Below are 15442 nucleotides of genomic sequence, written 5' to 3' on the forward strand. Positions count from 1 at the left end.
AGCATCGAGCGTACCGAAGCGCTTTCAGGCGCGGGCGTGACGCCCGTCATCCCACCGCCAGCTCACGCTGTCGTACACGGCGAGGAGCGAACCCGCCGGCATGACCAGATCGTCAGATACATCGAGGACAAAGGCATCTATGCATTTCACAAGAAATACGGCTACGGTGTGCGCTCGCTGGTCGAGGCGCAGATCTCGCGCATCAAGCGCGGCATCGGCGAGCGCCTGCTGACGCAGGAGCTTGCGTCGCAGGAAGGCGAAGGCGTAATCATCGCCAACCTGCTGAACCGGTGGAACGCCTTCGGCAAACCGGTTTGCGTCAAAAATGCATAGTCGCGTCCATAGCACGGGAACTCGTACCCATCCGGACAAAGCCGTTGGCATGCACCCCGCAGACAAATTCAGCAATCTCCAAAAACTAGCAACCAGTTGACTGTTAAGGATCGTCAGGCGCGAATCTCATCGTGGCGCGGGGAGCAATCCCCACAACGACGCCGAATAGATTTAAGCAAGCCAAACTCGCCATTGAAAATCAGGGTTGCAAAAATGGGGTGGACCATAGATTTGGCACATTGATGCCGCTTCGGGGGGGGGACGTCCATCCCATTAGTTCCGACTTTAGCTCCTGTGACGGTGGGCCTTACCGCATCGTCGATTCAGGTCCAAACGACAGAACGGGCTCGTGAGGATATCGTCCACGCGACTAGCAGGAAAAAGCGAGCGGAGCGCCACCTCAATTGCTTGCCAGTCGGTAAAGGCACCGCTTTCGGCGTATTCGAAGGCCTTCCTGCGGATATCCTCGCGCCACTCCAGCGTGTCGGCATTGATGATATTCTTCATCGTCGCATTCGCTTCTGGGCAATAGTTCGTGTGCCATCGTACGTAACCTCTGAGGCGTTACCACGGCCGCCGTGCGAGGTCGACTGCTTTCCGCTCCTAACCATGGTGCGCCATGCTTTGAAAGCCTGCCGCCTGCTCGCGCACCCACATTCGCAAAGATACGCGTGTGTTTCGCCTTCGACGTTGATATGCGTCAATGCTGAGAACAGGCCCCCCGGCGAAGTGAGGCCGGCCGGAAAAAGTGGAAGCCAACATTCCGTAAAATTCAGGAATGGAGGCATACATGAATCGAATCCCCAAAGCCGTCTACACGAAGGAATTTCGTGAAGAGGCAGTGAAGCTTGCAATGACCGAGGGTGTTGGTGTCTCGGAGGCTGCGCCTCAATACAACGCGCTTTCGGCCCTCAATGAAGGCCTGTCGTGGCGCGAAGCCATCCATGCGGCGATGGGTGATGGTCCATTGACGTTGAAGCGGGAGCGTCGAAGCAAAGAGGAGATGCGTGGCCACGTCGCGAGTCGCGTTCGTGAGTTTATGGACAAGCTGAAATAAGGATGACTTACCACGTGGCGGACCATGCCATGGAGGTGGACTGGTCCGTCGCATGTTCGGGCGTTCCAAGGAGAATTCCCATGATCACGTATTCGCCGCAGGTCCTCAACAGGAGACTGGCTATTTTTACCCATCCCCCGAAAACTGAAAATCCCTCTCAATCCCTTGTCTGGCAAGGTTGCTGGGCAAGATAGGCGGCGGATCCGGGCCCCAGGTGACGGAATTCCAGTCGCCGGGATCCTGCCCGTCGATCAGCAGGATCAGCCGTCGCTCGTGCCCGTTCTGGCGCGTGGACGTGGCGTCGCGGCGGATGAAGCGGCAGGCGCGGCAGGGATGGGTTCAAACAGTGCTTCGAGGTCGTCGGCCGAAAACTTGACGGCACCGGCGGCGTCCTCGGACAGGATTGCATCGGCGAGCGCGGCCTTTTGCTGCTGCATCACGACGATTTTCTCTTCGACGCTGCCAGCCGTAATCAGCTTGTAGACGAATACAGGCTTGTCCTGCCCGAGCCGATGTGCGCGATCGGTGGCCTGATTTTCGACGGCGGGGTTCCACCATGGATCGTAGTGAATCACGGTGTCGGCCGTCGTCAGGTTCAGGCCGACGCCGCCGGCCTTCAGGCTGATCAGGAAGAGCGGCACCTCACCCTGCTGGAAACGCTGCACGGGCGTCGCACGATCAGTTGTTTCACCGGTCAGGACTACGTATGGAATTCTGGCGGCATCCAGTGCGGCGGCGATGAGCTCGAGCATGCCGGTAAACTGGGAGAACAGCAGGATACGCCGACCTTCCTCGATCAGTTCTGGCAACATGTCGAGCAGCAGTGCCAGCTTTGCCGACTCCTTGATGTTGTCAGCCTGCTTAAGCTTGATGAGTCGGGGGTCGCAGCAAACCTGGCGTAGCTTGAGCAGCGCCTCAAGCACGATGATGTGACTGCGTGCGAGTCCTTTTGCTGTGACTGCGGCCCGAACCTTTTCCTGCATCGCTGCGCGTACGGTCTCATACAGATCACGCTGTGCGCCTTCGAGTTCGATGGTGCGCACGATGGTCGTTTTCGGCGGCAGTTCGGTGGCGACCTCGTCCTTGCGCCGTCGCAGCATGAAGGGACGAATGCGCCGCGCGAGCAGGTCCCGCCGCACGGTGTCGTCGCCTTTTTCGATGGGCGTGCGCCAGCGCCGCGTGAAATCCTTGTGAGCGCCAAGGAAACCCGGCAACAGGAAGTCGAACTGGGCCCACAGTTCGCCGAGATGATTTTCGAGTGGCGTGCCTGTCAGGCACAGACGGTGCCGGGCGCGCAGCTCGCGGATTGTCGTCGCTGCCCTGGTGGCGGCATTCTTGACGTACTGGGCTTCATCAAGGATCAGCAGGTGGTATTCGTGTTCGGCGAGTGCTGACTGGTCGCGCCACAACAGTGGGTAGGTCGTGAGAATGAGATCGTGTCCGGCGATTTCATCAAAGCGCTCATGCCGCTGCGGGCCGTGCAGGTCGAGCACGCGCAGATCCGGCGTGAATCGCTGCGCTTCCTCGCGCCAGTTATGCATTAGCGTGGTCGGCACGACGATCAGGGCGGGCCGATCCAGCCGGCCGGCTTCCTTTTCGGCAAGGATGTGGGCGAGCGTTTGAACTGTTTTGCCCAGCCCCATGTCGTCGGCGAGCACGCCCGACAGATTGTGTTCGCGCAGGAACTGCATCCAGCTGAGTCCCTGACGCTGATAGGTGCGCAATTCGGCCCGTAGTCCGTGCGGCACGGGTACCTCGCCCACGCCAGCCCCCGCCATCAGGCGCTGCGCAAGCTGTCGGATCGATGCGTCGCCATGAAACTGCCAGCGACCGGTCCGGTCCAAGGCATCGAGCCGGGCTGCATCCCACTCCGAAATGCGCAAATCGCCTTCACCTACGCGATCGAACAGGTCGATCAGCACTCGCACAACGGGTTTGAGGCGATCGGCCCGCAGGTGGAGCCGTTCATTGCGATCAGTCTTCAGAACGACCATCTCATCGTCCGCGATCGCGTCAAGTTCGCCGGAGAGCCAGCGGGCATCGCGCTGGAACAGGTCGGCCAGCAGCGGTTCGAGACGAACCTTCCGCTCGTTGACCGTGATCCCCATCTCGACATCGAACCAGCCGTCACCTGCCTGATGGAGCACGCCGTCGATTGCGTCGATCTCCGTCGCATTGAAGCGAAAGGTCTCACTCATCTCGATGCGCCAGCCACGGCGTTGCAACACGGGTAGGTCGTTCTGGACGAACTGAAGCCAGTCCCCGGCGGATCCTGGAACCAGCGAACCGGACGGGAAAGGTTTGGGGCCTTGCGCCTCGCTCGCCGGAAGTTTTCTGAAACCGGTCTTCTGTAGTTCCTTCAGGTACTGTTTCTCGACATCGGGCTGACGTTTGATCTGCACCACGTCGCCGCCTTCGGTTCGGACGAGGGTGACATTGCCCGTCGCATCGACCAGCTGGCCTGCATAATCAAAACTGACCGTGGCAAAGTCCAGCAGCGTGTTCGACGTGGCACGTGCCGACGACCACGCCGTGGTCCAGGTCGGTCGCGAATCGAGCATCAGCACGGGAGTGGGTGCCACGTCGATGACACGCGCCGTTGAAACGGATGCGGGAGGTGCGGGCAGATCGGGAGCGATCTCACGCAAAACGTTACCGACCAGGGCCGACTCGTCCGGTGTCAGGGGCGGCATCGACAGGTATAGCCGGAGCTGGCTCGCGGGCCAGGGGAGTTCAACGGGGCCCGCCTTTCCAGCGTCGAAATCCAGATACCAGCACGGTTGCGTGGCCGTCAGCAGCTGGATCGAGGGTGGATCGGTTTCCAGGACGGGCCTCACCCGGGCGTCGGGCGTCGTCTGCCACGCAACCTGCCCGTGGCGGATCGATCCCCGCCGCAAAGGACGGAATGCATCGGACGGTGCGGTGCCGCGTGGCGCAGCGGCGAATGCCCGGCCGGTCGCGACGAGTTGCTCCAGAATGGCTGCGCCGGCAATCCCCTGTAGCGGCAGATCGTCCCGATAGCTGTGTGTGCGGCTCTGCCACAGCCCCCGCAGAATCGGCATATCGTCGTCGACAATCAGCTTCGGGGGCTTGGCCAGAACCCGGTCGATGTTCCAGTTTACCCGGTCCATAGCGCCGAGCGTGCCGTCCGCCAGGACACGTGCCTTATACAAGACCACTTCCGCATATTCGCGATACGCATCGGGAACAATCACATAAACGAGCGTGAGCGTCGTTCGTGCGACCGTTGCCCGGCCATTCTGCATGGACGGTTGCGCGTATTTGACACGAAATCCTTCCAGCCAGCTCACCAGCGCGGGATGTACACCGGTGGCGGGTGCAGCTGGCAGATGCGCGAGTCCCGCGATGAGCAGCGCGGCCATGTGCTTGCAACGGTAGCCGACCGGACAGGTGCAGTCTCCTTCGATCTGCACACTCCCGCCCGTTCCGACAAAATGGATCTCCGTTTCATAGGGTCGGCGCTGTGAGCCTTGCACCTTCCCGCTCAGAACGTTGTCCCGCCAGTTCAGGTCCGACACTGCATGCGTATATGGCCGTGCCTTGAGCATGGTATGCGGACCCAGCCAGGCTTCGATCTGTTGACGGTTGTAGGAGACAGGCATGCGGAGAAATTCGGGTTGAACGGGCAGCGCCCATTTTACGCAGGGTGTTCGTCAGGCGGGATGATCGCGTCCGACCTGGGCATCATGTTCGTCGTCTGCGTGTGACGTCGATCGTCCTCGGCGTGCAGATAGATGCCGGTCGTCTCGATCGACGCATGCCGCAGGTTTTTCTGGATGAAGCGCAGATCGGTGCCGGCGTCCGCCTGATGCGAGGCCGCGCTGTGGCGCAGCCAGTGGGTCGAGGCGCGACGTAGCGTGGTGGCGCCAACTGGATCGATTGCATTGAGCGCGTCAGCGGCCCGACGAAAGACGTCCCTGACGATCAGGTAGATCGCCGCGGGTGTCAGATGCCGCGCATCGTCACCGGCGATGCTCATCACGGCAGGACCGGTCTCGCTCGCGGCCGGTACCGGCGACAGGCCGTGAAAGGCCCGATAGCGCGCAAAGTCGGCCATCAACGCATCGCCAACCGGCACCTCGCCCTCGGCGCCGCCTTTGCCGACGACGTGCAGCCACCAATTTCCACGGCGCTGATAGAAGTCCGCTGCCTTCGCGTGGGCGGCTTCCGAAACACGCAGCGCGGTGTGATACAGCAGGCGGATCAGCCAGCGGCTGCGCTCGTAGTGCTGCTCGTCGCGTTCGGTCAGACGCGGCCACTGTTCCACGCTCGCGAGCACGTGATCCCACAGCGTGTGATCGAGATAGCGTTCGACCCGGCGGGTTCGCCTGGCTGAAGTCGTTCGCCCGCGGCGCAGCGCGAGCGGATTGCCGGCCAGATAGCCGGCGCTCACCAGGTACGTCATCAGGCCCGAGAGGATGCCCAGAGCCTGATGCCGGCTACGCTCCGACAGCGGCCCCTCGAACAGTCGCCTCGTGCTTCCTTTGCGTGGCCGGTCGGGATCGGCCCAGTCGCCAGTTGGCGCCACCAGAAAGCGCTCGTAGAGCAGGAAGTCTTCGCGCGTGAGGCTCGACAGCGGCTTGCCCAGCGCCTGCGTAGCCCACAGCAGCAGGCGTACCGCCTCCTTGCGATAGCTGCGCAGCGTATGCGGTGACGCGGTGTATTCGGCAAGCCACAGGCGCACGGCCTCGACATCGGTGTCAGCGGCGATCTGACGGTGTCGGCCGCTCGCGCGGTTGGTGCCGAGGCTGCCGTCGAGTACGGCCGGCAGCGCGATAGTCAGAACGGGGTCGACGGGCGTGACAGGCAGGTTCATGGTGTGACGCGTTTCGAAATCGGGTTTTCGCAGCGTACAGCAAAGTAACTTGCGATTATGCGGATAATCATGAATTTCATGGCAGAATCGTTATGTACGTAATGTGATACGTGGATATATGATCAGGCTTTTCGCCGAAACGCCACTTCCCTGACCATTTTCGCGCCCGAATCTACCCATGAGCCGCATCAGTGACACCCGCTTTCGCACCCGCGACGCCGCCGCACGACTCGTCGCCGCCGGCCGGCTCCCGCATGAGCTCACCGTTGACCTGATCTACGCCGCGATCCGCCAGGGCAGCCGCACCACCATCAACGACGAACTCAAGCTCTGGAAGGACGAACAGGCGCGCAACGATGCCCTGAGCGCCGCGCTGCCGCCGGCGGTCGCCAGTGCGATGCTGTCCGTGTGGGCGGTCGCGGTCGAGCAGGGCGAACAGGTCTTTGCGCAACGCGGCGACGAACTTGAAACGGAAGCAGCGGCAGCCACCACGCGCGCCGGGGCACTCGAGACCGCCAATGCGGAACTTCAGGCCGAAGTTCGCACCGTTCGCGCCCAGCTTGACGATCAGCAGGCGCGCCTGAGCGCGGCGCTCGCCGAGCTTGCACGGGTTCAGGCCGGGCGCGACACCGCCATCCGGCAGGCCGAAGCCGCCGCGGCTGAACGCGACGCCGTTCGCACGCAATCGGAACAGGCTCTACGCGACGCACAGGCCGCCCATGTGCACGAACTTGAGGCCCGGCAGGCGGCACAAGCTGACCGTGAAGCCACGTTGCGGGAGCAGGTCGACCAGGCGACCGCGCGACTCGAAGGCGTCCAGAAACGCGTCATGCTGCAGACCGAGGAGGCGCGCGATGCGCAGCGACGCGCCGAAGCCGCGCTGTCGAAAACGCAGCAGCGCAACGAACAGCTCGCGGGCGACGTCCAGCGGCTTTCGGCCGAGGCGGCCGAGCACCGGCGCAGCGCCGGGCGCCACGAAGAACAGCTCGCCAGCGTCACGGGCGAGGCGCGCGAACTGCGGCGCGAACGCGACTCGCTGGCCCAGCAGTTTGCTTCGCTGCAGGGGGAACTCAAGGCGCGGGTCGAGCCGGTCGTCGCGCGGCCAACCAAACGCTCACGCTGAACTTGATGGCACAAGTCATCACCGCGCCTCCACGCATAAAAAAACAATTCCATCATGGCCGCCAACTCGCATCGACTGTCGATCCTGACCCGCCACGAGATCGACGAACTGTGCGCGTTTCCACGGTTCACCGACGAGGACCGGCATGCTTGGTTCGAACTCGGCGAAGCCGAGCAGCAACTTGTTCATTCACGCACTATCCAGGTCGCAGCCCACCTGATATTGCAGCTCGGCTACTTCAAGGCAAAGTCCCAGTTCTTCGGCTACAGCCAGGATGCGATCCGGGACGACCTGCGCTACGTTCTGGCCCGCTACTTTCCTGAGACTGACACCGATCCGGACACCATCAGTGCACCTTCGGCACCGACCCGGCGCGCATTGCAGCACTGCATCCTCGAATTGTTCCGCTTCCGTCTGTGTGACAGCACCGCAAGGGCTGAACTCGAACGCCGTGCGCAACGCCTCGCGATGCTCTCCACGCAGCCGCTCTTTATCCTGCGCGAAACGCTCCAGTATCTGAAGCAGCAGCGCATCGTCGTACCCATCTACACATTCCTGCAGGATATGGTCGGGCGTGTCGTGAGCGCCGAACGCCGGCGTGTCTCGGAGCTGCTCAGCCACGCGCTCACCACAGAAATTTCGCAGCAGCTCGACGCGATGCTCTGCGCCGACGAGTCGATGTATCAGGTCAACATCCTCAAGCGCGAGCCGAAAGACTTCAGCTACAAGGAGCTGCGTCAGGAGTCCGGACGCAGGGCATTTTTTGCGCCGCTGCATGAGTTCGCCAGGCAATTTCTCGCGACCGCCGGGATTTCCACCGAAAGCGTCCGGTATTACGCCTCGCTCGTGAAGTTCTATACCGTGTACAAGCTGCAGCGCATGCCGGTCGCCATCACGCGTCTGTACCTGCTGTGCTTTGCCTTCCACCGGTTTCGCCAGATCAACGACAATCTGATCGAGGCCTTCGTCCATCTGGTCGACCAGTACGAGCAGTCGGCCCGCCAGGCAGCCGGTGAAGCCGCGCAGAACACGCTCACCGAGGCCAGTTCTCACCTGAAGGCCGCCGGTCAGGTCCTCCACCTCTTTGTCGACGACTCGATTCCGCGTAACGCATCATTTGCCAGCGTCCGCAAGAAAGCTTTCACGCTGCTCGCGCCCGAACGCTTCGAGCCCGTCTCGCGATACATGCGCGACGTCACGTTCGACAAGACCGGCTTCGAGTGGTCGTACTATACCGCGCTCTCGCACACCATCAAACGCAACGTCCGGCATCTGTTCGCCGGTCTGGACTTCGCCGGTCGCGTCGAAGATGCGCCGCTGCTCGAAGCCGTCGACTTTCTGCAGGACCTGTTGTGCAACGGCAAATCGCCCCGCCAGTGCAAGCCGCCCGCTTTTCCCACCGCGTTCATCCCGAAGCCCCTGGAGCTCCATCTTTATCACGCTGAAGCCGGCAAAAAGAAACGGCTCGACGTCGATCGCTACGAGTTTCTCGTCTACCGGCTGCTGCGCAATGCCCTCGAGGCGGGCGATGTGTTCAGCAACAACAGCAACGAATATCGCCGCTTCGAGGATGACCTGATCAGCGACGCACGCTGGCAGAACCGGGACGAGATCCTGCGCGACATCGGCTCACCGGTCCTGCTCGCACCCATCGAGGAAACGCTTGCCACGCTGCACGACGACATCGAGGCCCAGCTGAAACTCGTCAACCATCACATCGAGCACCGCGACAACCCGCATATCAGGGTGCGCCAGCAGGGCGACAAGCGCCGCTGGAGCCTCGTGTACCCGGACACCGACGAATCGGTCAACCATTCGTTCTACAGCCAGTTGCCGGGGATCGACGTCGCGAGGCTGCTGTGGTTCGTCGCCGAACGCACTGACTTCATGAAGGCGTTTACCCATGTACTCGACCGCTATGTGAAGCATGACGCCGACCCGCGCGAAATCCTCGCCTGCGTGGTGGCCATGGGCACCAACATGGGTCTGAAAAAAATGGCCGAGGTCAGCGGCCTGAGCTATGCATCGCTCGCAAGCACCGCGCGAAACTATCTGCGCCCCGAAACCCTGCATGCGGCCAACGATGCCATCAGCAACGCCACCGCGGGTCTGCCGGCCTTTCGTCTGTTCGATATCGACGATCAGCTGCATTCAAGCAGCGACGGCCAGCGCTTCGAAACGCAGATCGACACCTTCAACGCACGGCACTCGCCCAAATACTACGGTCTCGACAAGGGCATCAGCGTCGACACGCTCGTCGTCAACCACGTGCCGGTCAACATGACCGTGATCGGCGCCCATGAGCACGAAAGCCACTACGTCTTCGATCTGCTCTTCAACAATACGTCCGACATCCGCCCACAGCTTCACTCCACCGATACCCATGGCACCAACCAGGTGAACTTCTTTTCCCTGTACACCTTCGGTTACCAGTTCGCGCCGCGCTATCGCGACGTGCATAAAAAGACCGGCACCCTCGTCGGCCGGCATCCGCCCGGCTACTACGGAAACTGGCTGATCAAGCCGTCGCGCAAGGCGAACGACGAGCTGGTCATTCGCGAGTGGCCCAACGTCCAGCGCATCATGGTCTCGCTCGCACAAAAGGATGTCAGCCAGGCCACGCTCGTGCGCAAGCTCAGCAGCTACGCACGCCAGAACCAGACAAAAAAGGCGCTCTGGGAACTCGATAACCTGTGCCGCACGCGTCATATTCTCCGGTTCATCAACGACGTCAACCTGCGCCAGGCCGTGCAGAAGGCCCTGAACCGCGGCGAAGCGTACCACCGGCTACGCCGCGCAATCTCGTACGTCAACAGCGGCAAGCTGCGCGTCAACACCGAAGCCGAGCAGCAGATCTGGAACGACTGTTCTCGCCTGATCGCAAACGCCATCATCTACTACAACACAACGCTGCTCTCGCGTGTCCATGACCAGAAACGGGCCGCCGGTGACCACGCCGCGATGGAACTCATCGCCGGCATCTCGCCCGTCGCCTGGCAGCACGTGAACCTGTTCGGGGCCTTCGAATTCGGCCACGCCGGTACCACCGTCGATATCGACGCGCTCGCTGCGTACTACAACGATCCCGCGTACTGGGCCCGCATCCTTCAGGCCACCACCGAACCTGACGAGCCCTGAGCTTCCGAGGCGAAAACCGTCCTGCCCGATCTGTCTGCCGCCCTGAAAACCTTGCCAGACATGGGATTGAGAAGGATTTTCAGTTTTCGGGGGATGGGCAAAAATAGCCGACTACGATAACCCCACGCTGCGGAAACCTCGGTCACCCGTAGCAGCGTAGCGGCGATTCGCTCCCTGCCGAAGATCTTCTCGGCCAGCGCAACCCGTTTCACCTCCCCCAGGCTGGGAATGTCGTGGAAACAGTGCAGCAGGTATGCGACGGCCATCAACGCCTGTCGCTCGCCACCAGCGTGGGGCCTTGGAACGTGAGCGGCGTAGAAGGCCTCCTGGGTGGTCCCGATGACCTTATGCCAGGTCGTCGCATCCCATGCCCACAGCGCCGTCCCTCGCATCGCACAGTGTCGAAGGAGCATCAGCTTTACGCGATCGTTGTATAGATGCTTGCCGTCAATCATGGCCAGCGCGTCATCGATTGGTGCGAGCAGACGTTCAAGGCCTGACAGTCTGGCGAGGACCGCCTTTACCGTCCGTTCACTGGCCATGGCGCGAGGAAGCTCACGCGTCAGCATCTTCCGCTCCGTAGCCGTCAGCTCGTTTCTGCGATCATAGTCCGTGATCTGGATCGGCCATGTCCATAGGCAGGCCGCAGGCTTGGCGATGCGGACCCGCCCGGGATGAGCTCATCATCTTTACTCCGCGTCGGCGACACACGTCAGTGCATCAAGACGCCACGCGTGAATCTGGCGCATGGTCTTCACGAACCGGTCGGCCAGATCCTGGCCGGACAGGTGTACGTATTGCCTGGTCGTCTCCAGATTCTGATGACCGGCAAACCGGGCAATCTCATGCAGTTGCCAACCCGATCGGGCGAGATCGGTCAGACAAAGATGGCGCAGCGTATGGGTCGAAAACGCCGGAACGTCGGCGCGAAGCGCAATGGATCGGACGACCTTGGACCACGTCCATAGCGTGATCGGCGCTCCATGGTTGCGGGGCGATTCGGACAAGAACAGCGCGTGTCGATCGCCGGCAAGGCCATGTCGGTGCCGAAGGTAGTCGCGCAACAGTTCGCCGGAAGTATCGGAATACGGAACGACACGCTCGCGGTGGCCCTTGGTCGTCTCCGCCCTGATACGCAGCAGCCGGTGGGCGGGATCGAGATCGCTGCCCCGAAGCTGGCATAGCTCCTCCCGACGAAGCGCCACATCATAGGCAAACGCGAGCATGCATCTGTTGCGCTTCGGCTCGTCGCGGACCACGGCCAGCAGGGCCGTCCACTGCGCCTCCGTTGGAATCCACGGCAGCTTGTGAAACTTCTGGATGAGGCTTCGTTCGCCGCGCGCGCCGAAGTGGCTGGATGCCGTATAGCGGCCACGGCTTACAGGGTTGGTCCTGATGAGCCCCTCGTCAACCAGAAACTCGAACAGCAACCGGACTGCGGTAAGACGCTGCTGCAGCGTTGCGTTTGACAGGAAACCACCTGAGTCGATGCGGACCACATTCGCATTCGCCCGTCTCGGCTGGCTCCTCAGTTCGCCGACATACTGCGCGATGGTTTCGCGCGACATGCTGCGCAGATCAACGGAGTGACCCTGTGCAAAGCGAAGGAAGCCTTCTGCCGCGTACATGTAGGCCGCGATTGTATTCCGAGCCAGGCCGAGCATCACGCAACTCTGTATCCAGCGTCGAGCATACGAGTTCGAGGCGATCAGTGGATACCGTTCCCAGACCGGTTCGACGACAGCGTTGCCTGCAACCATGATTTGCTCCTCTCGCGAGGGGATGCTGAGTCGTCACCAATAACGATTCAGCTCGAGCAGGTAAAAGCGGGCATCGCCTTCGGCACGGGTTATCCACCGGGCCGCTCGCCTCTCGCTACAGAAGAGCGGGCGGCGGCCCCGTGGATAACCCTGCGTGATCTCGTTTCAGGACGCTCAGCGTGCCACGCCAACAAAAACGTTGCCTTACCGTAGCACGAATCCAATTCCAAATAACTTATAGCAATCTCGACTTCAGCGAATGGGGCGATGCGTTCGCCGGCAACCGCATCCTCGGCGCTGCGACACTCGATCGCCTGCGCCACGGCGCCTATCGCATCGTGCTCGATGGTGACAGTTTCCGCACGCCCAGACCAATGCCCGAACCCGACCAGACGCGGCTTGCGAAATCGGCCAAAAAAACGCATTCTTGAGTCCGTTCGAATCCGCGTTTTACTTCACTTCAAACTGGCGCCATTACGGCGATCATCCCCGGCGTCATTACGCCGATCCGTGACAGGCCGCCAGAAAGCAGGCTGAGTTGGGGAACGACGAACGCATTTTGGGGCTTCTCCGCGACCGTTGGATCGACTACCCGCGCGCCACGCAAGCATTGCAGCAACTTGAGCGTCTATACGAGAGTAAGCGATCCACTATCGACGTCTACCCAACAGCACTCTGAGCGAGGAGCATAGGTGTCCACCTATTTGTGAGGTGGACACCTATGGCTGACAAAGACTCAGAGCTGAGAGTAGTTCGGCAAAGCAGCGACGGCCGTCGCCGCTACGATGAAAATGGCAAACGAGCATTGATCGAGGCGGCGTTACGCCCCGGCGTCTCGGTGGCCCGCATGGCGCAAGAGCACGGGATCAACGCCAACCTGCTGCGCAAGTGGATCACGAAATACCTGATGGAGCGCGAGAAAGGCGTCTCGCCGACGCCGCAGGATAACGGCGACGACTACTTGCCGCATTCGGGTGATGCGACTGACAGCCTGGCGATCGATCCTCCGAGTTCTCACCAACTCGTCGTTGCCGCGGCACCACCACCTGCGTTCGTACCTGTCGTTGCGGTACCGCCTGCGTCCACACCGCCGCCCCCGTCGATGACGCTCACGCTACATGTGCATCTCTCGAACGGTGTCGAACTCGAACTGGGCAAAGCCATCGCGACCATTGACGAACTGACAACCCTGGTTCAGATCCTTGGGAGGATGCCGTGTTCCGGTTCGACGACAAGCTGAAAGTGTATCTGCACCGCGATCCTGTCGACTTCCGGTACGGCATGAACAGCCTGTCGATTCTCGTTGAACAGTCGATGCGCCTGAATCCGATGGACTCGTCGCTTTACATCTTCGGAAACCGGCGTCGCGACAGGATCAAGATCCTTGGCTGGGACGGCAGCGGTTTCTGGCTGATGATGAAACGATTGGAGGCCAGCCGTTTCATCTGGCCCGACAACAAGGCTGAGGTCGTGACGATGACGACCAACGTGCTGCACGCGCTGCTCGATGGCGATGACATCACTACGATTCGACGACATCCGAAGCGGGAATATCTGCGTGTGAGCTGAACAGGCAGACGGTGTGCTGGTCTAACCCAGCATGCCGGTCAACGTCACGATCACCGCCGACGAACTGAAAGAGCTGCTCGCCGAACGCGATGCCGCTCATGCGTTGCGAGAAGAACAGGAGGCATTACGCGGCGCCCTGCGGCTCGTGACTGCGGAACGCGATCTCGCCGAGGAACGACTCCGGGCCTACCGTCACGAGTTGTTCGGCGCAAAGAGCGAGGCACGAGATTCGGATCAACCCAGCCTGTTCAACGAAGCCGAGGTGCTCGGCGCAAGCAGCTCACCTGCTCAGGAAGATACGCCAGAATCGACGGTCGGCGCACATACGCGCAAGAAGCGAGGCCATCGCAAGCCGCTTGATCCCAACCTGCCGCGCGACGTGGTGCGGCACGAGCTGCCTGAGGCTGAACGCTTCTGCATGAACGATGGTCACGCGCTCGTCGAGTTTGGCGTGGAGATCAGCGAGCAGCTCGACGTGATTCCGGAGCAGCTTCGCGTGATCCAGCACCAACGCGTCAAATATGCGTGTCCGTGCTGCGATCTCGGCATCAAGGTGACGCCGGCGCCGCCTCGCATCATCCCTCGCGGCCTGTTGAGCGAATCGGCGCTTGCATGGATCGCCGCCGGCAAGTATCAGTTCGGGATGCCACTGTATCGCCAGGCCGGTCTGCTACGCCGCTTCGGCGGCGACATCTTGTCGAACACGATTGCTGCGAGCATGGTCCGTGTGGGTCTCGGAACGCAACCCGTGATCAACCTGATGCGCGATGCGTTGCTCGATGCCGAGCTGATCTACTGCGACGAGACGACACTCCAGGTGTTGAAGGAAAAGGGCCGTCGACCGCAAACGAAGAGTTACCTCTGGGCGCAGATGACCGATTCGGGCGTGCCCATCCGATGCTTCACCTATACACCGGGGCGTGGCACCAGGCTGGCCGACAAGCTGTTCACCGGGATCCGCGAGGGCGCGGTCATGATGACCGATGGGTATGAGCCCTACAACGACATTGCCCGGCGTCACCAGCTCGTGCACCTTGGATGCTGGGTTCACCTGAGACGGTACTTCGTCAAAGCAGAGGATAGCGTACCAAAGGCTGCCCGAACGCCCGATCTGTTGGCGACGCGCTTCATCAGATTGATCGGCAAGCTGTTCGCGGCCGAGGCGCGCAGTACGACGTGGAGCGCACAGCGACGACAGCGGTTGCGACGACGATACAGCGCGCGCGTACTCAATGCCATCCACGCGCTGATGCTCGAGCAATCGGCCGGCGTCGTACCGAAAAGCCTGCTCGGCAAGGGACTGACTTACCTGCGCGCGCAGTGGCCCAAGCTCATCCGTTACGTCGAGAACGGCGACTGGCCTATCTCGAACAACGCTGTTGAGAATGCGATTCGACCATTCTGCGTGGGGCGCCGCGGATGGCTGTTCTCGGACACCGTCGGAGGCGCGAACGCGAGCGCCAATCTCTATACGCTCGTCGAAACCTGCAAAGCAAACAGCATCGATCCCTACCGGTACCTCACCTGGCTGTTCCAGCGCCTGCCTATGGCGAAGACCGTCGACGACTACGACGCGTTGCTTCCCTGGAAAATGCCGGCCGACCTCCGCTGACCCGCATCACTAC

Annotated in this window: 13 protein-coding genes; 8 read left to right on the plus strand and 5 right to left on the minus strand. The window is 61.5% G+C overall.

Going from position 1 to position 15442, the window contains the following annotated elements; translation table 11 throughout:
* Positions 1–333, plus strand: a 333-nt coding sequence (locus EVC45_RS47005) for a hypothetical protein (protein ID WP_248295308.1), incomplete at its 5' end; no start/stop codon positions are given.
* A gap of 285 nt (positions 334–618) precedes the next feature.
* Here EVC45_RS47005 and EVC45_RS29785 read toward each other — a convergent pair.
* Complete coding sequence (locus tag EVC45_RS29785) at positions 619–840, minus strand: hypothetical protein (protein WP_129961775.1); 222 nt, start codon at positions 838–840, stop codon at positions 619–621.
* Positions 841–1123: 283 nt separating this feature from the next.
* Here EVC45_RS29785 and EVC45_RS29790 point away from each other — a divergent pair, with 283 nt between their 5' ends.
* Positions 1124–1390 (plus strand): transposase, encoded by a 267-nt coding sequence (locus EVC45_RS29790; protein WP_129961776.1) that lies wholly within the window; start codon positions 1124–1126, stop codon positions 1388–1390.
* A 260-nt stretch (positions 1391–1650) separates the two neighbouring features.
* Here EVC45_RS29790 and EVC45_RS29795 read toward each other — a convergent pair whose 3' ends face one another.
* Both EVC45_RS29795 and EVC45_RS29800 read right to left on the minus strand, forming a co-directional pair.
* Entirely contained in the window at positions 1651–5013 is a 3363-nt protein-coding gene (locus tag EVC45_RS29795; protein ID WP_129961777.1) for a DEAD/DEAH box helicase, read from the minus strand.
* Positions 5014–5048: 35 nt separating this feature from the next.
* The gene (locus EVC45_RS29800; protein ID WP_129961778.1) at positions 5049–6227 is read right to left on the minus strand and encodes a tyrosine-type recombinase/integrase; all 1179 of its coding nucleotides are present in this window, start codon (positions 6225–6227) and stop codon (positions 5049–5051) included.
* Between the two features lie 178 nt (positions 6228–6405).
* On the opposite strand from EVC45_RS29800, the gene EVC45_RS29805 reads away from it, so the two are divergent.
* Positions 6406–7350, plus strand: a complete 945-nt coding sequence (locus tag EVC45_RS29805) for a DNA-binding protein (protein ID WP_129961779.1) — start codon at positions 6406–6408, stop codon at positions 7348–7350.
* 54 nt (positions 7351–7404) lie between these two features.
* A complete protein-coding gene (locus tag EVC45_RS29810; RefSeq protein WP_129961780.1) occupies positions 7405–10488 on the plus strand; it encodes a Tn3 family transposase in 3084 nt (1027 codons plus the stop codon).
* On the opposite strand, the gene EVC45_RS29815 is transcribed toward EVC45_RS29810, so the two are convergent.
* Both EVC45_RS29815 and EVC45_RS29820 read right to left on the minus strand, forming a co-directional pair.
* Positions 10458–11057 carry a hypothetical protein gene (locus EVC45_RS29815; protein WP_129961781.1) on the minus strand — a complete coding sequence of 200 codons (600 nt, stop codon included), beginning with the start codon at positions 11055–11057 and terminating at the stop codon, positions 10458–10460. The two genes, EVC45_RS29810 and EVC45_RS29815, sit on opposite strands and share 31 nt — an antisense overlap.
* 120 nt (positions 11058–11177) lie before the next feature.
* Positions 11178–12248 (minus strand): tyrosine-type recombinase/integrase, encoded by a 1071-nt coding sequence (locus EVC45_RS29820; RefSeq protein ID WP_129961782.1) that lies wholly within the window; start codon positions 12246–12248, stop codon positions 11178–11180.
* 179 nt (positions 12249–12427) lie between these two features.
* Between EVC45_RS29820 and EVC45_RS29825 the strand changes: the two genes are divergently transcribed.
* The 4 genes from EVC45_RS29825 (at position 12428) to EVC45_RS29845 (ending at position 15429) form a co-directional block, all read left to right on the plus strand.
* Positions 12428–12679, plus strand: a complete 252-nt coding sequence (locus EVC45_RS29825) for an ATP-binding protein (protein ID WP_373683092.1) — start codon at positions 12428–12430, stop codon at positions 12677–12679.
* A 290-nt stretch (positions 12680–12969) separates the two neighbouring features.
* The gene (locus EVC45_RS29835; RefSeq protein ID WP_129961783.1) at positions 12970–13488 is read left to right on the plus strand and encodes a transposase; all 519 of its coding nucleotides are present in this window, start codon (positions 12970–12972) and stop codon (positions 13486–13488) included.
* Positions 13464–13817: an IS66 family insertion sequence element accessory protein TnpB gene (gene tnpB / locus EVC45_RS29840; RefSeq protein ID WP_129961784.1), complete on the plus strand. Its 354-nt coding sequence runs from the start codon at positions 13464–13466 to the stop codon at positions 13815–13817. Before EVC45_RS29835 ends, tnpB begins: the two co-directional genes overlap by 25 nt.
* Before the next feature lie 31 nt (positions 13818–13848).
* Positions 13849–15429: an IS66 family transposase gene (locus tag EVC45_RS29845; protein ID WP_129961785.1), complete on the plus strand. Its 1581-nt coding sequence runs from the start codon at positions 13849–13851 to the stop codon at positions 15427–15429.
* The last annotated feature ends 13 nt before the right edge of the window (positions 15430–15442 follow it).

The sequence above is a fragment of the Paraburkholderia sp. UYCP14C genome (genome assembly GCF_004197395.1).
Lineage (GTDB): Bacteria > Pseudomonadota > Gammaproteobacteria > Burkholderiales > Burkholderiaceae > Paraburkholderia.